Below are 17,853 nucleotides of genomic sequence, written 5' to 3' on the forward strand. Positions count from 1 at the left end.
GCGTCCGCATCAACGGTTGATCTCGGCCCACAGGGTCGAGCTCATGCCGAACAGCTTGATGAAGCCCTCGGCTTCCTCGACGCCCCAGTCCGCCGACTGCGCATAGGTCGCGCCCTTGGCATTGAGGATGTGCGGCGACTTCACCGCCACCGCATCGACGCGACCGCCGCGGGTTTCCAGCAACACTTCGCCGTTGACCGTGGCCTGCGAGGACTTCAGGAACGCCTCCAGGTCGGTCTTGACCGGGTCATGGTAGAAGCCTTCGTACACGACTTCGACCCACTTGCGCGCCACTTCCGGCTTGAAGCGGTTCTGCTGCTTGCTCAGCACCGCTTCCTCCAGCGCGCGGTGCGCGGCCAGCAACGAGACCAGGCCCGGCGCTTCGTAGACGATGCGGCCCTTCAGGCCGATGGTGGTGTCGCCGGTATACATGCCGCGGCCCACGCCGTACGGCGCGAACAGCGCATTCAATTTCGCCAGCAGCTTGGCGCCCTGCATCGCTTCGCCGTCCAGCGTCACCGCTTCGCCGTTCTTGAAGCCGATGGCCACGCGCAGCGGCGCTTCCGGCCATTCGCTGCGCGGCGCGCACCAGCCGCGCGCGCCTTCGCCCGGCGCTTCCCACTTGTCGATCTCGCCGCCGGACAGGGTCACGCCCAGCAGGTTTTCGTTGATGGTGTAGCTCTTCTGCTTGGCACGCACGCCGAAGCCGCGCTCTTCCAGGTAGGCCTGCTCGTAGGCACGGGTCTGGGTGTGTTCCTTCTGGATTTCGCGGATCGGCGCGATGATGCGGTAGTCGCCGGAGGCCTTCACCGCCAGGTCGAAGCGCACCTGGTCGTTGCCCATGCCGGTGCAGCCGTGGGCGATGGCATTCGTGCCCAGTTCGGCGGCGCGCTTCAGCGAAGCGTCGACGATCAGGTAGCGGTCGGACACCAGCAGCGGATACTGGCCCTGGTAGCCCTCGCCCGCCCACACGAACGGCTTGACGAAGCCTTCCCAGATCGCCGGCCCGCCATCGACGGTGACGTGCGACGCGACGCCGAGTTCCGCGGCGCGCTGCTCGATGTAGGCACGCTCTTCGGCATCGACGCCGCCGGTGTCGGCGAACACGGTGTGCACGTTCCAGCCGCGCTCCTTCAGGTAGGGCACGCAGAAGCTGGTGTCGAGGCCGCCGGAAAAGGCGAGGACGATGTCGCGGGATTCGTTGGGGGTGGTCATTTCAGGATCTCGTGGGGTGGGCCCTGGCCCACCGTTGCATGGTTGGTTGTCGTCGGCGGGCTTGAGCCCGCCCTACCGGATCAAGGCGGCCATGACGGCCTTCTGCACGTGCAGGCGGTTCTCGGCCTCGTCGATGGCGATGCACTGCGGCGAATCCATCACCGCGTCGGTGGCCTTGACGTTGCGGCGCAGCGGCAGGCAGTGGCTGAACACGCCGTTGTTGGTCAGCGCCATCTTCGCTTCGTCGACGATGAAGTGCTTGAAGCGGTCGCGGATCGGCTTCTCCGGCTCCCACTGGCCGAAATACGGCAGCGCGCCCCAGCTCTTGGCGTAGACCACGTCGGCGCCGCGATAGGCGCTTTCGATGTCGTGGCTGACCGCGAACGAGCCGCCGCTTTCGGCGACGTTCTGCTCGGCCCAGCCGATGTAGCGCTCGTCGAGGACGTATTCCGGGGTCGGGCACAACAAGGTCACGTCCATGCCCAGGCGGGTGGCGATGGTCAGCGCCGAGTTGGCCACGGCGGTGTTCAGCGGCTTCGGATGGTAGGTCCAGGTCAGCACGTACTTCTTGCCGCGCAGGTCGGTGGTGCCGAAGTGTTCCTGCAGGGCCAGCGCGTGGGCCAGTTCCTGGCACGGATGGGTGATCGTCTCCATGTTGATCACCGGCACCGGCGAGTACCTGGCGAACGACTTCAGCACGATGTCCTCGCGGTCGTACTGCCAGTCGACGAACTTCGGGAACGCGCGCACGCCGATCAGGTCGACGTAACGGCCCAGCACCCTGGCCACCTCGGCGATGTGCTCCTCGGTGTCGCCGTCCATCACCGTGCCCAGGTTGAACTCGATCGGCCACGCGTCCTTGCCCGGCTGCAGCACCACGGCATGGCCGCCCAGCTGGAACGCGCCCAGCTCGAAGCTGGTGCGGGTGCGCATCGACGGGTTGAAGAACACCAGGGCGATCGATTTGCCCTTGAGCTGGTCGCCCAGCTTGCTGCGCTTGAATTCGGCGGCCTGCGCCAGCAGCGCATCGAGTTCGGCGCGGCTCCAGTCCTGGGTGTTCAAGAAGTGTTTCAGCGGCATCGGAGGGTCCTTCGGGACGGGGCTCTACAGGAAGATGGTTTCTTGCGGATGAAACTTTTTGCCGGGCCAGAAACGAAAAAACCCAGCTTCACGCTGGGTTTCGGAACGAACACGCACGTCTCCGCTTACCCAGCAACGCAGGGTTCCGGTCGGCGGGCACGCGAGGTCATCCCGGAGGCCATCCGGGCGGAGCTTGCGTAGGCATGGTCGTTCGCTTTCATCCGCGGAATGGTCGCACGGCCGTCGCCGCGGTGCAACAAGCGCTAGGGAACCGCGACCGGCGCGGCTTCGTAAGGCATCACCGAGATGCGGATGCGCAGGCGGGTGCCGGGGTCCTCGAGCAGGCGCGAGCGGTATTTCATGCCCTTGTACATGTAGTCCACGTCGTAGGCGATGGGCCGCTGGAACTCCTTGGCCACCGGCACGGTACGGCAGCGCGGTGCGGCGGGCGCAGCCTGCTTCGGCTTGTCGTTGTCGGTGAACACGCCCTTGACCGAGTCCCACATCCGCGCGAGCCGGCCTTCTTCGTCCTTGGGCTGCGGCTTCGGGGGCGCCGGCTGGTCGCAGACCTTCTCGGCGCGGGTGGCGCGCAGGGTTTCGTACACCGGCTCGACGTTGAGCACCCGCGCATAGTCGACGCGGACGTTCTCCGCCATCGGCGCCACCGGCGCGCTTTGCGCCCTGCCAGCACCCGTCACCGACAGCATGGCCAAGGCCAGCAGGCAGGCGGACGACTGGAGCGAAAGGGCACGAATCATGCGGCGGATGGGCGATGGCGACCGTTGCCAGTGTAGGCAGCGCGGCTGGCGTGGGGCTGAACACCAGGCCACCCGGGGCCTCACCCGCTAGAATTGCAGGGCCTTCCCCTCCCCTTCGCCCATGCCCCTGCGCCTGTACAACACCCTCACGCGGCAGGTAGAGCCGTTCGCGCCGCTCGATCCCGCCGGGCCGACCATGTACGTCTGCGGCCCCACCGTCTACAACTACGTGCACATCGGCAACGCCCGCGGGCCGGTGGTGTTCGGCGTGCTGGCCGCGTTGTTGCGCCGCCGCTACGGTGGCCTGCGCTACGCGCGCAACATCACCGACGTGGACGACAAGATCAACGCCGCGGCCAAGGAACAGGGCGTGCCGATTTCGGCGATCACCGACCGCTTCGCCGCCGCCTACCGCGAAGACATGGCCGCGCTCGGCGTGTCCGGCGACTTCGCCCCCGACATCGAGCCGACCGCCACCGGCCACATCGCGCAGATGATCGCGATGTGCGAACGCCTGATCGCCGACGGCCACGCCTACGCCGCCGAAGGCCACGTGCTGTTCTCGGTGGCCAGCTTCCCCGATTACGGCAAGCTGTCGCGCCGCGACCCCGAGGAAATGCTGGCCGGCGCGCGCGTCGACGTGGCGCCGTACAAGCGCGATCCCGGCGATTTCGTGCTGTGGAAGCCGTCCTCGGACGATCTGCCGGGCTGGGATTCGCCATGGGGCCGCGGCCGCCCCGGCTGGCACATCGAATGCTCGGCGATGGCCGAGGCCCACCTGGGCCAGACCATCGACATCCATGCCGGCGGCATCGACCTGCAGTTTCCGCACCACGAGAACGAAGTCGCGCAGAGCGAATGCGCGCATGGCGGCCGCGTGTTCGCCCGCTGGTGGCTGCACAACGGCATGCTGAACTTCGGCGGCGCCAAGATGGCCAAGTCGGTCGGCAACATCCAGCGCGTGCATGACCTGGTCCGCGAATACCCGCCCGAAGCGCTGCGCTACGCCCTGCTCTCCGCGCATTACCGGCAGCCGCTGGAATGGTCGGATGCGCTTATCGAACAGAGCGTGCGCACGCTGGATCGGCTGTACGGCACGCTGCGCGACCTGGCCGACATCGAAGCCGATGCGGCGATCCCGGCGGTGATCGAGGACGTGCTCGACGACGACCTCAACACGCCGCAGGCGCTGGCCGAAGTCGCGCGCATCGCTGCGGAGGCGCGCAAGGCCGAATCGGCGGAAGAGAAATCGCGGCTGAAGGCGGAGTTGCTTGGCGCGGGCTCGGTGCTCGGCCTGCTGCAGCAGGATCCCGCTGCGTGGTTCGCGCGCGGCGTCTCGTCCGATGACGATGCGCGCATACAAGCCTTGGTGGACGAACGCAATGCGGCGAAGAAGGCGCGCGATTTCGCCCGTGCCGACGCGATCCGCGACCAGCTGGCGACGGAAGGCGTTTTGCTGGAAGACACACCGCAGGGAGTAAGGTGGAAACGGGCGTGATGCTTTTCCTTCTCCCTCCGGGAGAAGAGCCTGCCCTCGAATGCTTTAGTCGAGGGTGCCGAAGGCGGATGGAACGTTCCTCGACCCATCGTTCTCCCGCCCTCATCCGGCGCTTCGCGCCACCTTCTCCCGGTGGGAGAAGGATCAGAAACCGCAAACTTTTCCGATGACCGAAACCCCCTTCCCCCTCGAACCCACCGCCGCCGAAGCGCAGCAGGTCATCCGCGACGAATTCGCCTTCTTCGGCGACTGGTCCGAGCGTTACCAGTACCTGATCGACCTCGGCCGCAAGCTGCCGGCGTTTCCGGATGAGTGGAAGACCGAGGAACATCGCCTGCTCGGCTGCCAGTCGATGGTCTGGATCGTGCCGGAAGGCGACGCCACGAAGCTCGATTTCCATGCGATCAGCGACTCGACCATCGTCTCCGGCCTGATCTACCTGGCCCTGCGCGTCTATTCGGGTCGCAGTGCGCGGGAGATCCTCGCCACCACGCCGGATTACATCGCCGACATCGGCCTGGCCAAGCACCTGTCGCCGACCCGCAGCAACGGGCTGGCCTCGTTGCTGGCCTTCATCCGCGAAACCGCGCAGCGCGCCGCGGCATGAGCGAAGTCCCCGCCTCCCCACTGAGCGGTGCCGGCTTCCGCTGGCTGATGCTGTACCGCATCTGCACCCTGTTCTCGTACCAGATCGTGGCGGTGGCGGTCGGCTGGCACGTGTACGAGATCACCCGCGACCCGTGGTCGCTGGGTTTGATCGGCCTGGCCGAGGTGATTCCGTTCTTCTGCGTGGCGCCGTTCTCCGGCTACCTGGTCGATCACCTGCCGCGACGCAAGCTGGGCGCGGCGGCCTGCCTCGGCCTGGCGATCAACGCCGGCCTGCTGGCCCTGCTGGCCGCCGGCCTGCTGCCGCTGCATGGCCTGTGGCCGATCTACCTGGCCATCGCGGTCGGCGGCATCGGCCGCTCGTTCCTCGGTCCGGTCTACAACGCGCTGTTCGCCCGTGCGCTGAAGCGCGAACAGTTCGCGCGCGGCGCCAGCATGGGCAGCGTGGTGTTCCAGACCGGCCTGGTGCTGGGTCCCGCGGTGGGCGGCGTATTGATCGGCGCGGTCGGCAAATCGACGACCTATGCGGTGGCCGCGGTTTTCGCCGTGGCCGCGGCGCTGGCCCTGCTGACCATGCCGGTGACCGAGCCGGCGCAGCAGCAACAGCGTGGCCCGGTGTTCGCCAGCATCGGCGAAGGCCTGCGCTTCGTGTTCGGCCACCAGATCCTGCTGGGCGCGCTGGCGCTGGACATGTTCGCGGTGCTGTTCGGCGGCGCGATTTCGCTGGCGCCCGCCTTCATCAAGGACGTGCTGCACGCCGGCCCGGAAGCGCTGGGCATCCTGCGCGGTGCGCCGGCGCTGGGCTCGGTGGCGGTGGCACTGTGGCTGTCGCGCCATCCGCTGCAGGCCAACGCGGGGCGGATCATGCTCGGCGCGGTCGCCGGTTTCGGCGCGTGCATGATCGGTTTCGGCCTGAGCACCGCGTTCTGGCTGTCGGCGTTCTTCCTGCTGCTGTCCGGCATGTTCGACGGAGTTTCGGTGGTGCTGCGCTCGACCGTGCTGCAGCTGGCTACGCCGGACGAGATGCGCGGACGCGTGTCCTCGGTCAACAGCATCTTCATCAGCTCGTCGAATGAACTCGGCGCGTTCTATTCCGGTGCGATGGCGCGCCTGCTCGGCCTGGTGCCGTCGGTGGTGCTGGGCGGCTTCGTCACCTTGGGCGTGGTCGGCGTCACTTCGTGGAAGGCGCCGAAGTTGCGCAAGCTGGACCTGCGCGACCTGCATTGACCGCCGTGGCGACGGGCGTAGACTCGGACGCCCGTCCCGCCGGAGATCGCCGATGGCCATCGAAACCGTGCGCGGCAAGCGCGTGGTCGTCCGCTTCGACGGCCGGCGCTGCATACACTCGCGCAACTGCGTGCTGACCCATCCCGACGTGTTCGTGCCCAACGTCGACGGCGAATGGATCCATCCCGATGCCGTTTCCCCGGAAGAAGTCGCGCTGACCGCGCGCGCCTGCCCCTCCGGCGCGATCCGCTACGAAGCGGTGGACGGCACCCAGGTGGAACCGGCGCCGGTGGTCAACACCGTGCGGACCCGCGAAAACGGCCCACTGGCGTTCAACGCGCCGCTGCGGATCGCCGGTGTCGAGGAAGGCTATCGGGCGACGCTGTGCCGTTGCGGCCTGTCGAACAACAAACCCTTCTGCGACGGCAGCCATGCCGAAGCCGGCTTCATCGCCAGCGGCGAACGCGCGCCGAACGAATCGCAGCCGCTGGCGGCGCGCGACGGCGCGTTGGCGATCGATCCGCAGAAGAACGGTCCGCTGCAGGTCGACGGCAACCTCGAGATCGTCACCGGCACCGGCCATACCGTCGATCGGGTGACCCGGACCTGGCTGTGCCGCTGCGGGCATTCCGCCAACAAGCCGTTCTGCGATGGTTCGCACCGCAAGGCCGGTTTCCAGGCCGATGGCGCCTGAAGCCGGACCTTTGGCTCCCACCGCCCGGCGAATCAACCGCAGCGTTGCGCCCATTCCCGGTACAGGCCGTCCTCGCCCTCGGGACGCAGCTGCCGCAAACCGGATCCGGGGCTGGCCGGGCCGGCCATCAAGCGTTCGTACACCGCTGTGGTGGACAGGCCGTACGGCGCGCCGTCTTCGTTGGAATAGGCATACCACGCCTCGCCGACGCCGCTGATGTACATCGCGGCCAGGCACATCGGGCATGGGTGGCCGCTGGCGTAGATCGTGCAGCCATCCAGCCGGGGCGTGCCGAGCACGGCGCTGGCGCGACGGATCGCCAGCATCTCGGCGTGTGCGGAGGGGTCGTGGTCGAGATGGATGCCGTTGGCGGCCTCGGCCAGCACCTGGCCGTCGCGGACCAGCACGGCGCCGAACGGGCGCCCGCCCTGCCCGATGTTGCCGCGCGCCAGCTCGACCGCGCGGCGCATGAACCGTTCTGCCTGCATTTCCATTCCTCCGAAATGCGAAACCCCGCCAAGGCGGGGTTTCGCGGTTGCGTTCCGGGCAGCCGGATTCAGTCGCCCTGCTGCTTCTGCAGGTGCTCCCAGCGCTCCTGCGCGTCCAGCGTGCGCTCGGCGGTGAGGCGCGCTTCCAGGCGCTCCAGGCCGATTTCCTCGCCGGTGTCGACGCAGTAGCCGTAGTCGCCGGCTTCCAGCCGCTTCAGCGTGCTGTCGATCTTGCCGATCAGCTTGCGGTAGCGGTCGCGGGTGCGCAGTTCCAGCGAGTTCTCGGTTTCGCGGGTGGCGCGTTCGGCTTCGTCGCCGATGTCGCGGACCTCGTCCTTCAGGTTCTCGATGGTCTGCTTGGATTCCTCGACCAGGTCGGCGCGCCACTGCAGCAGGCGCTGGCGGAAATACTCGAGCTGCAATGCGCTCATGTATTCCTCGTCCGCGGCCGGCTTGTAACCGGGCGGCAGGATCGGACGGCCGGTGGCTTCGTCGGTCTTGTATTCGACCACCCGGACCTTGCCCTTCGGCGCGGGCGCGGCCGGCCGGGCAGCGACCGCCACGGCGACCTTGCCGGTCGGGCGCGGCTTCGGCGCGCTGACCGCCGGTGCCGCGGGCGCGACTGCCGGAACGGACTTGGCGGGAGCCGGTTTGGCCTGGGCGGGCTTCGCGGCCGCAGGTGCCGCGGGCTTCGCGGCAGCCGGCTTGGGCGCCGCAGGCGCCGGCGCGGCGGGGACCGCAGCCGGCTTGGCCGGAGCGGCCTGCTTGGTCGCGGGCCGGCTGGCGGCCTTGGCCACGGGCTTGCTGGGAGCGGGCTTGGCGACCGGCTTCTTCGCGGCCGCAACCGGCTTGGCCGGCGCCTTCTTTGCCACGGCAGCGGGCTTGGCGGCCGGCTTTTTCGCCGGGGCAGGCTTCTTGGCCGGCGCGGCGGCCTTTTTGGCGACCGGTTTCTTTGCGGCCGGCTTTTTCGCCGGGGCGGCCTTCTTGGCCACAGGCTTCTTGGCGGGAGCCTTCTTGGGGGCCGGCTTGGCGGCCTTCTTAGCAGGTTTTTTCACAGCCACGAACAGCGCTTCCTTTATCTTCCCGGGGCCCGGGAAAGCGCGACTTTATAGCCTACCGGGACAGGGGCGGCAACCACAGATTCAGGCATTCGTTATGATGCCGCGCATGGTTGGCCGCGTTCTGATAGCCCTGCTGCGGGTTTACAAGCGATTCCTCAGCCCGATGCTCGGGCCGCGCTGCCGGTTCACGCCCAGTTGCTCGGAATACGCGATGGAAGCCATCGCCCGTTTCGGCCCGTTGCGGGGCAGTTGGCTGGCCGCGCGCCGGGTCGGGCGCTGCCACCCGCTGCATCCGGGCGGTTACGACCCGGTACCGCCCCGTTCCCACTCCCACACAGGAACACCCCACTGATGCCCTCGACCCTGATCGTCAACGCCCGCCTGGTCAACGAAGGCCGCGAATTCGACGCCGACCTGCGCATCGAGGACGGTCGCATCGCCAAAATCGACTCGCAGATCGCCGCCCGGCCCGAGGACCGGGTGATCGAAGCCGGCGGGCGCTGGCTGCTGCCGGGGATGATCGACGACCAGGTGCACTTCCGCGAGCCCGGCCTGACTCACAAGGGCGACATCGCCAGCGAATCGGCCGCGGCGGTGGCCGGCGGCCTGACCAGCTTCATGGACATGCCCAACACCAATCCGCCGACGCTGGATTCGGCCGCGCTGGAAGCCAAGTACGCGCTGGCCAAGGGTCGCGCATGGGGCAATTACGGGTTCTACCACGGCGCCAGCAACGACAACCTCGAGGCTATCCGCGCGCTGGACCCGAAGGCCGCGCCGGGCATCAAGGTGTTCATGGGCGCGTCCACCGGCAACATGCTGGTCGACAACCCGGAAACCCTGGACGCGATCTTCCGCGAGGCCCCGACGCCGATCATCACCCATTGCGAAGATACGCCGACCATCGACGCCAACCTCGCCGCGTTCCAGGCCAAATACGGCGACGCGCTGACCGCGGAGATGCACCCGGACATCCGTTCGCGCGAGGCCTGCATCAAGTCGACCAGGCTGGCGATTTCCCTGGCGCGCAAGCACGGCACCCGCCTGCACGTGCTGCACATCTCCACCGCCGACGAGCTGGCCCTGTTCGATCCGGGCCCGCTGTTCCAGGCCGATGGCCGGCGCAAGCGGATCACCGCGGAAACCTGCGTCCATTTCCTGCGCTTCGATCGTGGCGACTACGCGCGGCTGGGCAACTTCATCAAGTGCAACCCGGCGATCAAGGACGCCAGCGACCGCGAAGCGCTGATCAAGGCGCTGGCCGAGGGCGGCACCATCGACGTGCTCGCCACCGACCACGCCCCGCATACGCTGGAAGAAAAGATGAAGCCGTACGCGCAGGCGCCGTCGGGCCTGCCGCTGGTGCAGTACGCGCTGGTCGCGGCACTGGAGCTGGTCCACGAAGGCAAGCTGTCGCGGGCGCAGGTGGTGAAGAAGTTCGCCCACGCGCCGGCACAGTTGTTCGACGTCAGCCAGCGCGGTTTCCTGCGCGAAGGCTATTGGGCCGACCTGGTGCTGGTCGAAGACGAGCCGTTCACCGTGCGTCGCGAGGACGTGCTGTCGAAGTGCGGCTGGTCGCCGTTCGAAGGCACCACCTTCCGCTCGCGCGTCGCCGCGACCTGGGTCAATGGCCGCATGGTCTGGAACGGCGAGCAGTTGCTGGGCACGCCGAACGGGCAGAGGCTGGAATTCGATCGGTGAGGGGCTTCGGCCTTCGCCCCCGCTCGTCACCCCGGCGAAAGCCGGAACCCAGCTGTTGCCGTCATTCCAGCGCAAGCTGGAACCCATTTTGCCTTTGCCGTTGCTTTTCTGAGGAAAAGGCAACAGCAAATTGGATCCCGGCTTTCGCCGGGATGACGACCCTCCTGTTCGCGCTGACCGCCTGCGCGACCGCCGCCTCTCCGCAGACGCAAACGAGCGTTCCCGCAACAACCGCGACGCCCGCGCCAGCGCAAACCCCGACCGACACCCGCATCGTCTTCCCCGCCAGCGTCTCGCAAGGCGCCCTGGTCATCGGCAAGGTGCCGCCCGGCAGCAAGGTGACCTACGCCAACCGCACGCTGCGGGTCAGCGGTTATGGCAGCGTGGTATTCGGCGTCGGCCGAGACGAGCAAGGCCCGTTGAAAGTCGAAATCGTGCGTCCCGACGGCAGCGCGGAATCCGCGAGCATCGCCGTGACCCCGCGCGATTGGCCGGTGGAGAACGTCAACGGCGTGCCGCCGAAGACGGTGAACCCGCCGCCGGACATCGCCGAACGGATCAAGCGCGAACAGGCACTGGTCACTGCCGCGCGCGAACGCGACGACGACCGTCCCGATTTCGCCCAACCCTTCATCTGGCCGGTGCAAGGGCGCATCAGCGGCCGCTTCGGCAACGCACGCGTGTACAACGGCCAGCCCGGCGCGGGGCACTCGGGCATGGACATCGCCGCGCCGAATGGCACGCCGGTGAAGGCGCCGGCGGCAGGCGTGGTGACGTTCGCGTCGCCGGATCTGTACCTGACGGGCGGAACCGTGTTGCTGGATCACGGCTTCGGCGTCAGCTCGAATTTCCTGCACCTGTCGCGCATCGACGTGAAGGTCGGCGATCGCATCGCCCAAGGCCAGGTCATCGGCGCGGTCGGCGCCACCGGCCGAGCGACCGGACCGCACCTGCATTGGGGCATGAACTGGTTCGACGTGCGGATCGATCCGCTGTTGGTGCTGGAACGAGGAAAATAGGAACCGGTAGGGCGGGTCACGACCCGCCATGGCGGGCTCGCGGAACTTCGCGGGGCGGGTCATGACCCGCCCTACCCGGTTATGGGTTCGTTCCGCTGACCCGCGCCACCGCGTCGTGCGGATGCAGGCTTTCGAAGTGGGAGACGGTGGCATCGTAGCGTTCGACGCGCGGGTCGCCGGCGAGGACCGAGGCCACGCGGCGCGCAGCGTCCTCGCAAAACATCAGGTTTTCGGCATTGAGGCGGGCGAAGGCCTGTTCGTCCTCGCGCTTCACCGCGGTCTGCACCGGCGTGGCCAGCGCCGCTTCCAGCGCATCGATCAGGGCGACCAGCGGCAGCTCGTCGAACTGCGGCTTCAATTCGACCCGCACTTGCGCGCGGCTGCGCTGCGCATGCGGCGTCGCCGCCATGCCGCGCTCGGAAGCCAGCCAGTCGCGCACCACGCCCACCGACAGCGGGCGCGCGGCGGCGAAATCGTCGGCGAAGCGTTCGGCGTTGGCCTGCCGCGACAACGCCGCCGATGCGGGACAGGTGCTGGAATATTCGACTTCGAAACCCAGCGCCAGGTGCAGGTGGCCTTCGTGCAGCGTGGCTTCGATTTCGACTGGATAGCGCTTCCAGCCGCTGAAGCCGCTCTGCAAGGCACGCCGTTGCAGCAATGCCTCGTAGCGGATGCGCAGGCGTGCCTGGGTGGCCAGCCCCTGCTGCGATTCGACGCTGTCCTGCAGCAGATGGCGCAGGCCGGCCGGGGTGATCGCCTCGCGCGCCAGGCCTTCCTGCAACTGCAGGTACAGGCGCGACATGTGGATGCCGCGCGCGTCGGCACGACCCAGGTTCACCGCCAGGTCAATACTGGCCGCAACCTGCAGCTGCCCGCCCGCACCGTCGGAAATCCGCACCGGCAGGGCGATGTTGTCCATGCCGACCCAATCCAGCGGGCGCGCCAGGGGCACGGACTGGTGGGCGACATCGGGCAGGTCGGGGCGCGGGGCGGAAGACATGGCAGAGGGACGCGATGGGGAACGCGGTGAAACTGGGGCCATTGTAGCCCGGCACGAGGGAACGTCGCCGGAACGGTGCGTTTCCCGGCGGCGCAACGGCCTGTTCGCGACTTACATCGCTCCCACATCGCATCTCTCTACCGACGTGGGAGTGGCTGCGCATGCCGCAGCCTGTAAGTCGCGAAGGCTTTTCGCCAGACGGAAGCTCAGCCGCGCGCGGCGTTCCACGCCCGCCACAGCAGGCGCAGGCGCGAAATCCGCCGAGGTTCGTCGCCCGACCTCACCCGTGCCTGCACGCGGTCGCGGGCCAGCAGGGCCCACAGGCGGCGCGGCAGAGAAGCCGCGAACCGCGGCGGCCAGCGTTCGAGCAAGCCCGGCAGGTCGCCGCCCTGCCCCGCGCCCGACATCCGCGCCGCCAGCCATTGCGCGCCGATGGCTTGTGCAACGGCTTCGTCGGCGCGGCCCCCGAACAGCGCCGCTTCGACCGCGGCAATGGCTTTGGCCAACGGCTGCACGCGCACGAACGCGGCATCGAGGTCCGGCCACGGTTCGCGCAACATGCCCAGCACCGGCAAGGCATCGGCCAGCTCGGCCCAGGGCGCGGCGTGCGGTTCCAGCAAGCGGCCGAGCGGATGGCGCGAACGCCGCCGCGACCAGTCGCGCAACTCCTCGCTCCACCAGCCCAGCTTGGCGTTGGCCGGCAACGGATCGCCGGCGATGTTCATCGCGTCCTCGAATTCCTGCAGCAAGGCGAACCAGGCGACGGCGAGCTGGCGTCGCGCGGGCGGCACGAAGGTCTCGGCGACCGGCCATTCCGGCCAGCGTTCGCGCCATTTATCGAGGAAGCTGTCGAGTGCGGTCGAGGCCGTCATCGTCAGGGCCAGACGGTTGGATCGACCAGTTCGCGCGCGGTTGCAACCATCGTGTCGGCCTGCCACAGGCTGGGCTCGTCTTCCAGCGGACGGTAGCCCCACAGCGCGGCGATGGAACGCATCCCGGCCGCGCGCGCGGACTGGATGTCGCGCTCGTCGTCGCCGACATAGACGCAATCGGCGATTTCCGCCTCGAGCAGCCGCGCCGCCACCTGCAACGGCAGCGGATGCGGCTTTTTTTCCGCGAGCGTGTCGCCGCCGATCAGCACCGCGCAGCGTTCCGTCCAGCCGAGGTGCGGGAGGATGTCGCGGGCCAGGTATTCGGGCTTGTTGGTGACGATGCCCCAGCGCGCGCCGTCGGCTTCCAGCGCGGCCAGCATTTCTGCGACGCCGTCGAACAACACGCTGTGTTTGCCGATTTCGTGCTGGTATAGCCCGAGGAATTCCGGAATCCAGGCTTCGCGTTGCGCCGCCTCGACATGCGGGAACGCGGCCGCCAGCATCGCCCGCGAGCCCTTGGACACATGCGGACGCAATTCTTCCAGCAGCATCGGCGGCATGTCGCGGCGCTCGCGTACGCGGTTGGTCGCGGCCAGCAGGTCCGGCGCGCTGTCGAGCAGCGTGCCGTCGAGGTCGAACAATGCCACCTTGGGGAATCCGGTCATTTCTTCCATCGCTAACTGATGCTCGTCCTGTTCAACCCTGGAATACATACAACGTGTCTTCCTTCATTCCACCGAGATATTCGGCTCGCAATCCGTCTCGCGGAACATCCACCCTCCCGACCAAGTCGATCTGCTCATCCAAATGGCCGCTGTAAAAGTGCACCAGTAGCCCCAGGTATGGTGTCGCTCCTGAATCCAGGACAGTCTCGATCAAACCTGACCACGAAGCCATCGCCTCGGCATCGACCCGAGCGTTGTTATCCCTGCCCGTGCCCCAATGCGCCCGCTTTTGTTCCAGGCTTCTGGCGACCTTTGCCTGACTCCAGCCCCTTCTCAGCAATTTTTGTTCTTCAGCGACCCAATCCGGCGCACGCGCCGCCTTCCGGTCGTGCGAGCCCAGCGGGGTTCCGCAATCGCAATGGCCAAGCGTAGTGAGGAAGTAGCGTTCGTCAGTTCGCAGCCGGGCCTCTACCGTCGGATTGTGCAGCGGCAGGAACTGTCTCCCTCGCAGACGCGCGAGCCGATCTAGTTCCGCCTGATCCGCGGCGGCAGGCAATACGGCGGTGACGAAATGACACATCGCCTATGCGGCCTAGATCGGCTTCACCGCGCAAGCGAGGTAGTTCACGTCGGTACGCCCGATGATCCGCGCGGCGTTGCGCCACGGCTCGTACATCAGGCCGCTGACGTCTTCCAATTGCAGGCCGGCGGCGCGCAACCACGCGGCGGGTTCCGCCGGCTTGATGAAATCCTGGTAGCGATGCGTACCTTTGGGCAGCAGGCGCGCGACGTACTCGGCGCCAACCACGGCCAGCGCGAACGCGGCCGGCGTGCGATTCAGCGTCGACAGGAACAGGCGTCCGCCCGGCTTCAGCATCGCCGCGCAGGCGGCGATGATCGCGGCGGGGTCCGGCACATGCTCCAGCATTTCCATGCAGGTGATCGCATCGAAGGCGCCGGGCCTGCCTTCGTCAAGCATTTCTGCGGCCAGCGATTCGGCGGACTGCAGGCGGTAATCGACCGCGACCTGCGATTCGAGGCGATGCAGCTTGGCCACCTTGACCAGTTCCGGCGCCAGATCGATCGCGGTGACCTGCGCGCCCGCCTTCGCCAGCGCTTCGCTGAGCAGGCCGCCGCCGCAACCGACGTCCAGCACGCTCGCGCCCCGCAGCTTCGCGCGTTTGGCGACGTAGTCGAGTCGGACCGGATTCAGCGCATGCAGCGCCTTCTGCGGGCCGTCCGGGTCCCACCAGCGGTTGGCCAGCGCACCGAACTTGTCGAGTTCGGCCTGGCTGAAGTTTTCTGCGGAGGCGGTCTGGGTCATGGCGTCATTCTCTCATGCCGGGAATGACGGGCGGGGATCACTGGGTGCGGATCGCCGCGATCCGCGTCCGCCACTGCTTCGCGTTGGCGATCAGGCCGGCCATGTCCATGTCGACCAGCTCGCGTTGCAGCAGCTTCGGCTTGCCGGCGATCCATACGTCGCTGACCTGGTGGCGGCCGGTCGCGTAGATCAGCTGCGAAACGACGTGATGCAGCGGTTGGGTTTCCACCGCACCCAGGTCGACGCAGACCAGGTCGGCCTGCTTGCCCGGTTCGATCGAACCGATCCGGTCGCCGAAACCCAGCGCGTTGGCGCCGCCCAGCGTGGCCGCGCGCAAGGCCTCGAAGGCATCCAGCGCCGCGGCGTCTTCGGCCACGGCCTTGGCCAGGAACGCCGCGGTGCGGGTCTCGCCGAACATGTCGAGATCGTTGTTGCTGGCGCAGCCGTCGGTGCCGATGGCCAGGTTCACGCCGGCACGCTGCAACGCGCAGGCCGGGCAGAAACCCGACGCCAGCTTCAGGTTCGACTCCGGGCAATGCACCACGCTGACGCCGCGTTCGGCGACGAGGCGGATTTCCGCTTCGGTCAGCTGGGTCATGTGCACCGCGATCAGGCGATCGTTGACCAGGCCCAGCCGGTCGAGCCGGGCGATCGGCCGCTGGCCGTATTTTTCCAGCGACTGCTGCACTTCCTGCGCGGTTTCGTGCAGGTGCAGGTGCACCGGCACGTCGAGCTGGTCGGCGAGCATGCGGATGCGTTCGAAGTTGGCGTCGTTGACCGTGTACGGCGCGTGCGGGGCGAAGGCCGTGGCCACCAGCGCGTCGTCGCGCCACTGGTCGTGGACTTCGCCGGCCTTGTCGAAGTACTCGTCGTCGCTGCTGGCCCACGCGGTCGGGAAATCGATCACCGGCAGGCCGACCCGCGCGCGGAAACCGTGGCGCTTGTAGGTCGCGGCCTGCACGTCGGGGAAGAAGTAGTTCTCGTTGGCGCAGGTGGTGCCGCCGCGCAGCATCTCGGCGATGGCCAGGGTGATGCCGTCGGCAACGAATTCCGGACCGATCACCGCGCCCTCGATCGGCCAGATGTGCTGCTGCAGCCATACCTTCAACGGCAGGTCGTCGGCGATGCCGCGCAGCAGGGTCATCGGGTTGTGCGCGTGCGCGTTGACCAGGCCCGGCACCAGCGCCGCGTCGGGACGCGACACGACCTGCTTCGCCGCGTAGCGTGCGCGCGCCTGCGCGGTCGGCAGCACGGCGAGGATTTCGCCATTGGAAACGGCGACGGCGTGGTCTTCCAGGACCACGCCGTGCGGTTGCACCGGGACGACGAAGCCGGCTTCGATCAGCAGGTCGCAGGTTTGCGGCGTTTCATTCATGCGGACGAACCAGCCGGTACGGGAACACGATGGAAGATGCGCTTGGCCAGGGCGATGAGCGGGAAGATCAGCGCGAAGATGATGCCGCCCATCCAGGTGGGCAGGACGAAGGCCAACGGGATGCTGACGGCGAACACCAGCAACGAGATCAGGCCGCGCACCTGCATCCAGCGCGCCTCGGTGGGCCCCAGCTTCTCGACCAGCCCTTCCTGCCGCACCACGATCTTGCGCATCAGCCAGGCGAAGAACGAGATGCCGGTCAACACCACGCTGTAGAACGCGAAGCGCCCCGGCCCGTGGGCGCGGAACGCTTCCGAATACAGCACCGTGGCGAACGGCATCAGCGCCACGAACATCAACTGGAAGATCGAGCACCAGACCAGCTTGCCGGTGACCCGGGTCACGTACTTCCAGGTCTGCATGTGGCCCAGCCAGAACTGGCCGACGACCATGAAACTGATGAAGAACGCGATGAACAGCGGGACGAGCTCGCCCCAGCCCTGCCCTGCGCCGACCCGCGCGATCACTTCCTCGGACGGCGGCTTCAGCTCGATCGCCAGCAGGGTGATGGCGATGGCGAAGACCGCGTCGCTGAAGAACACGACGCGGTCGTGCGGGAACACGTCCGGCCTCGCGTTCGCTCCGTCGACGCGCTCGCCGCCGCTCATTACTTCACCCGGCTGACGTATTCGCCGCTGCGGGTGTCGACCTTGATGATTTCGTCCTGGCCGACGAACAGCGGCACGCGGACCACGGCGCCGGTTTCCAGCGTGGCCGGCTTGCCGCCGGTGCCGGCCGTGTCGCCCTTCACGCCCGGGTCGGTTTCGATGATCTTCAATTCGACGAAGTTCGGCGGGGTGACCTGGATCGGGGTGCCGTTGAACAGCGTGACCACGCACGCTTCCTCGCCCTTCAGCCACTTCTCCGCGCCGGCCATGCCGGCCTTGTCGGCCTGCACCTGCTCGAAGGTTTCCTGCTGCATGAAGTGCCAGTACTCGCCATCCGAGTACAGGTACTGCATGTCGGTATCGACCACGTCGGCGGCTTCCACCGAATCGGTCGACTTCATGGTGATTTCCTGCACGCGGCCGGTGCGGATCTGGCGGTAGCGCACGCGGGTGAAGGCCTGGCCCTTGCCCGGCTTGACGTAGTCGGTTTCGGTGATGATGGAAGGCTCGTTGTTGACCAGGATCTTCATCCCGTTCTTGACGTCGTTCATGCCAAGGGTGGCCATGCGCTAACTCCTGAGTGTGGCAAGCCGGCCGCACGG

The 17,853-nt window shown here is 67.6% G+C and carries 20 protein-coding genes; 7 read left to right on the forward strand and 13 right to left on the reverse strand.

Annotated features, from left to right (window positions below):
* Window positions 1-9 precede the first annotated feature (9 nt).
* The 3 genes from J5837_RS14385 to J5837_RS14395 form a co-directional block, all read right to left on the reverse strand.
* Entirely contained in the window at window positions 10-1,215 is a 1,206-nt protein-coding gene (locus J5837_RS14385) for an argininosuccinate synthase (RefSeq protein WP_210537449.1), read from the reverse strand.
* 72 nt (window positions 1,216-1,287) lie between these two features.
* Window positions 1,288-2,295: an N-acetylornithine carbamoyltransferase gene (locus tag J5837_RS14390; protein WP_210537450.1), complete on the reverse strand. Its 1,008-nt coding sequence runs from the start codon at window positions 2,293-2,295 to the stop codon at window positions 1,288-1,290.
* A 263-nt stretch (window positions 2,296-2,558) separates the two neighbouring features.
* On the reverse strand, window positions 2,559-3,002 hold the full coding sequence (locus J5837_RS14395) for a hypothetical protein (RefSeq protein ID WP_244756009.1): 444 nt from the start codon (window positions 3,000-3,002) through the stop codon (window positions 2,559-2,561).
* A 172-nt stretch (window positions 3,003-3,174) separates the two neighbouring features.
* Between J5837_RS14395 and cysS the strand changes: the two genes are divergently transcribed.
* The 4 genes from cysS (at window position 3,175) to J5837_RS14415 (ending at window position 7,078) form a co-directional block, all read left to right on the forward strand.
* Complete coding sequence (cysS, locus tag J5837_RS14400; RefSeq protein ID WP_210537452.1) at window positions 3,175-4,551, forward strand: cysteine--tRNA ligase; 1,377 nt, start codon at window positions 3,175-3,177, stop codon at window positions 4,549-4,551.
* A gap of 166 nt (window positions 4,552-4,717) precedes the next feature.
* Window positions 4,718-5,158 carry a SufE family protein gene (locus tag J5837_RS14405; protein WP_210537453.1) on the forward strand — a complete coding sequence of 147 codons (441 nt, stop codon included), beginning with the start codon at window positions 4,718-4,720 and terminating at the stop codon, window positions 5,156-5,158.
* Entirely contained in the window at window positions 5,155-6,384 is a 1,230-nt protein-coding gene (locus J5837_RS14410) for an MFS transporter (protein ID WP_210537454.1), read from the forward strand. Before J5837_RS14405 ends, J5837_RS14410 begins: the two co-directional genes overlap by 4 nt.
* A 52-nt stretch (window positions 6,385-6,436) precedes the next feature.
* Window positions 6,437-7,078, forward strand: a complete 642-nt coding sequence (locus J5837_RS14415) for a CDGSH iron-sulfur domain-containing protein (RefSeq protein WP_210537455.1) — start codon at window positions 6,437-6,439, stop codon at window positions 7,076-7,078.
* Window positions 7,079-7,110: 32 nt separating this feature from the next.
* Here the strand turns inward: J5837_RS14415 and J5837_RS14420 are convergent, their stop codons facing one another.
* Together J5837_RS14420 and dksA are read right to left on the reverse strand one after the other, a co-directional pair.
* Window positions 7,111-7,566, reverse strand: a complete 456-nt coding sequence (locus J5837_RS14420) for a nucleoside deaminase (protein WP_210537456.1) — start codon at window positions 7,564-7,566, stop codon at window positions 7,111-7,113.
* Window positions 7,567-7,634: 68 nt separating this feature from the next.
* On the reverse strand, window positions 7,635-8,627 hold the full coding sequence (dksA, locus tag J5837_RS14425) for an RNA polymerase-binding protein DksA (RefSeq protein WP_210537457.1): 993 nt from the start codon (window positions 8,625-8,627) through the stop codon (window positions 7,635-7,637).
* A gap of 106 nt (window positions 8,628-8,733) precedes the next feature.
* On the opposite strand from dksA, the gene yidD reads away from it, so the two are divergent.
* The 3 genes from yidD (at window position 8,734) to J5837_RS14440 (ending at window position 11,347) form a co-directional block, all read left to right on the forward strand.
* On the forward strand, window positions 8,734-8,979 hold the full coding sequence (gene yidD, locus J5837_RS14430; RefSeq protein ID WP_210537586.1) for a membrane protein insertion efficiency factor YidD: 246 nt from the start codon (window positions 8,734-8,736) through the stop codon (window positions 8,977-8,979).
* Window positions 8,979-10,328: a dihydroorotase gene (locus tag J5837_RS14435; protein ID WP_210537458.1), complete on the forward strand. Its 1,350-nt coding sequence runs from the start codon at window positions 8,979-8,981 to the stop codon at window positions 10,326-10,328. The genes yidD and J5837_RS14435 overlap by 1 nt, the downstream gene beginning before the upstream one ends.
* Before the next feature lie 152 nt (window positions 10,329-10,480).
* Window positions 10,481-11,347, forward strand: coding sequence for a M23 family metallopeptidase (locus J5837_RS14440; RefSeq protein ID WP_210537459.1), 867 nt, complete (start codon window positions 10,481-10,483; stop codon window positions 11,345-11,347).
* Window positions 11,348-11,426: 79 nt separating this feature from the next.
* Here J5837_RS14440 and folE2 read toward each other — a convergent pair whose 3' ends face one another.
* From folE2 to efp, 8 genes are all read right to left on the reverse strand, one after another.
* A complete protein-coding gene (folE2, locus tag J5837_RS14445) occupies window positions 11,427-12,347 on the reverse strand; it encodes a GTP cyclohydrolase FolE2 (protein ID WP_210537460.1) in 921 nt (306 codons plus the stop codon).
* Between the two features lie 206 nt (window positions 12,348-12,553).
* On the reverse strand, window positions 12,554-13,219 hold the full coding sequence (locus J5837_RS14450) for a phytoene/squalene synthase family protein (RefSeq protein WP_210537461.1): 666 nt from the start codon (window positions 13,217-13,219) through the stop codon (window positions 12,554-12,556).
* A gap of 2 nt (window positions 13,220-13,221) precedes the next feature.
* Window positions 13,222-13,893 (reverse strand): phosphoglycolate phosphatase, encoded by a 672-nt coding sequence (gene gph / locus J5837_RS14455; protein ID WP_210537462.1) that lies wholly within the window; start codon window positions 13,891-13,893, stop codon window positions 13,222-13,224.
* A 22-nt stretch (window positions 13,894-13,915) separates the two neighbouring features.
* Window positions 13,916-14,464, reverse strand: coding sequence for a hypothetical protein (locus J5837_RS14460; RefSeq protein ID WP_210537463.1), 549 nt, complete (start codon window positions 14,462-14,464; stop codon window positions 13,916-13,918).
* 12 nt (window positions 14,465-14,476) lie between these two features.
* Entirely contained in the window at window positions 14,477-15,208 is a 732-nt protein-coding gene (ubiG, locus tag J5837_RS14465; protein ID WP_210537464.1) for a bifunctional 2-polyprenyl-6-hydroxyphenol methylase/3-demethylubiquinol 3-O-methyltransferase UbiG, read from the reverse strand.
* Between the two features lie 37 nt (window positions 15,209-15,245).
* Window positions 15,246-16,583 carry a TRZ/ATZ family hydrolase gene (locus J5837_RS14470; protein WP_210537465.1) on the reverse strand — a complete coding sequence of 446 codons (1,338 nt, stop codon included), beginning with the start codon at window positions 16,581-16,583 and terminating at the stop codon, window positions 15,246-15,248.
* The gene (locus tag J5837_RS14475; protein WP_210537466.1) at window positions 16,580-17,251 is read right to left on the reverse strand and encodes a TMEM175 family protein; all 672 of its coding nucleotides are present in this window, start codon (window positions 17,249-17,251) and stop codon (window positions 16,580-16,582) included. The genes J5837_RS14470 and J5837_RS14475 overlap by 4 nt, the downstream gene beginning before the upstream one ends.
* Window positions 17,251-17,817 carry an elongation factor P gene (gene efp / locus J5837_RS14480; protein ID WP_210537467.1) on the reverse strand — a complete coding sequence of 189 codons (567 nt, stop codon included), beginning with the start codon at window positions 17,815-17,817 and terminating at the stop codon, window positions 17,251-17,253. Before efp ends, J5837_RS14475 begins: the two co-directional genes overlap by 1 nt.
* Window positions 17,818-17,853: the final 36 nt, after the last annotated feature.

The organism is Pseudoxanthomonas helianthi (genome assembly GCF_017939625.1).
Taxonomy (GTDB): domain Bacteria; phylum Pseudomonadota; class Gammaproteobacteria; order Xanthomonadales; family Xanthomonadaceae; genus Pseudoxanthomonas_A; species Pseudoxanthomonas_A helianthi.

What these genes read in the sequence shown, in the direction of transcription:
- J5837_RS14385 (WP_210537449.1), bottom strand. Translation starts at nt 1,215, where the DNA reads ATGACCACCCCCAACGAATCCCGCGACATCGTCCTCGCCTTTTCCGGC.
- J5837_RS14390 (WP_210537450.1), bottom strand. Translation starts at nt 2,295, where the DNA reads ATGCCGCTGAAACACTTCTTGAACACCCAGGACTGGAGCCGCGCCGAA.
- J5837_RS14395 (WP_244756009.1), bottom strand. Translation starts at nt 3,002, where the DNA reads ATGCTGTCGGTGACGGGTGCTGGCAGGGCGCAAAGCGCGCCGGTGGCG.
- cysS (WP_210537452.1), top strand. Translation starts at nt 3,175, where the DNA reads ATGCCCCTGCGCCTGTACAACACCCTCACGCGGCAGGTAGAGCCGTTC.
- J5837_RS14405 (WP_210537453.1), top strand. Translation starts at nt 4,718, where the DNA reads ATGACCGAAACCCCCTTCCCCCTCGAACCCACCGCCGCCGAAGCGCAG.
- J5837_RS14410 (WP_210537454.1), top strand. Translation starts at nt 5,155, where the DNA reads ATGAGCGAAGTCCCCGCCTCCCCACTGAGCGGTGCCGGCTTCCGCTGG.
- J5837_RS14415 (WP_210537455.1), top strand. Translation starts at nt 6,437, where the DNA reads ATGGCCATCGAAACCGTGCGCGGCAAGCGCGTGGTCGTCCGCTTCGAC.
- J5837_RS14420 (WP_210537456.1), bottom strand. Translation starts at nt 7,566, where the DNA reads ATGCAGGCAGAACGGTTCATGCGCCGCGCGGTCGAGCTGGCGCGCGGC.
- yidD (WP_210537586.1), top strand. Translation starts at nt 8,734, where the DNA reads ATGGTTGGCCGCGTTCTGATAGCCCTGCTGCGGGTTTACAAGCGATTC.
- J5837_RS14435 (WP_210537458.1), top strand. Translation starts at nt 8,979, where the DNA reads ATGCCCTCGACCCTGATCGTCAACGCCCGCCTGGTCAACGAAGGCCGC.
- J5837_RS14440 (WP_210537459.1), top strand. Translation starts at nt 10,481, where the DNA reads ATGACGACCCTCCTGTTCGCGCTGACCGCCTGCGCGACCGCCGCCTCT.
- folE2 (WP_210537460.1), bottom strand. Translation starts at nt 12,347, where the DNA reads ATGTCTTCCGCCCCGCGCCCCGACCTGCCCGATGTCGCCCACCAGTCC.
- J5837_RS14450 (WP_210537461.1), bottom strand. Translation starts at nt 13,219, where the DNA reads ATGACGGCCTCGACCGCACTCGACAGCTTCCTCGATAAATGGCGCGAA.
- gph (WP_210537462.1), bottom strand. Translation starts at nt 13,893, where the DNA reads ATGGAAGAAATGACCGGATTCCCCAAGGTGGCATTGTTCGACCTCGAC.
- J5837_RS14460 (WP_210537463.1), bottom strand. Translation starts at nt 14,464, where the DNA reads ATGTGTCATTTCGTCACCGCCGTATTGCCTGCCGCCGCGGATCAGGCG.
- ubiG (WP_210537464.1), bottom strand. Translation starts at nt 15,208, where the DNA reads ATGACCCAGACCGCCTCCGCAGAAAACTTCAGCCAGGCCGAACTCGAC.
- J5837_RS14470 (WP_210537465.1), bottom strand. Translation starts at nt 16,583, where the DNA reads ATGAATGAAACGCCGCAAACCTGCGACCTGCTGATCGAAGCCGGCTTC.
- J5837_RS14475 (WP_210537466.1), bottom strand. Translation starts at nt 17,251, where the DNA reads ATGAGCGGCGGCGAGCGCGTCGACGGAGCGAACGCGAGGCCGGACGTG.
- efp (WP_210537467.1), bottom strand. Translation starts at nt 17,817, where the DNA reads ATGGCCACCCTTGGCATGAACGACGTCAAGAACGGGATGAAGATCCTG.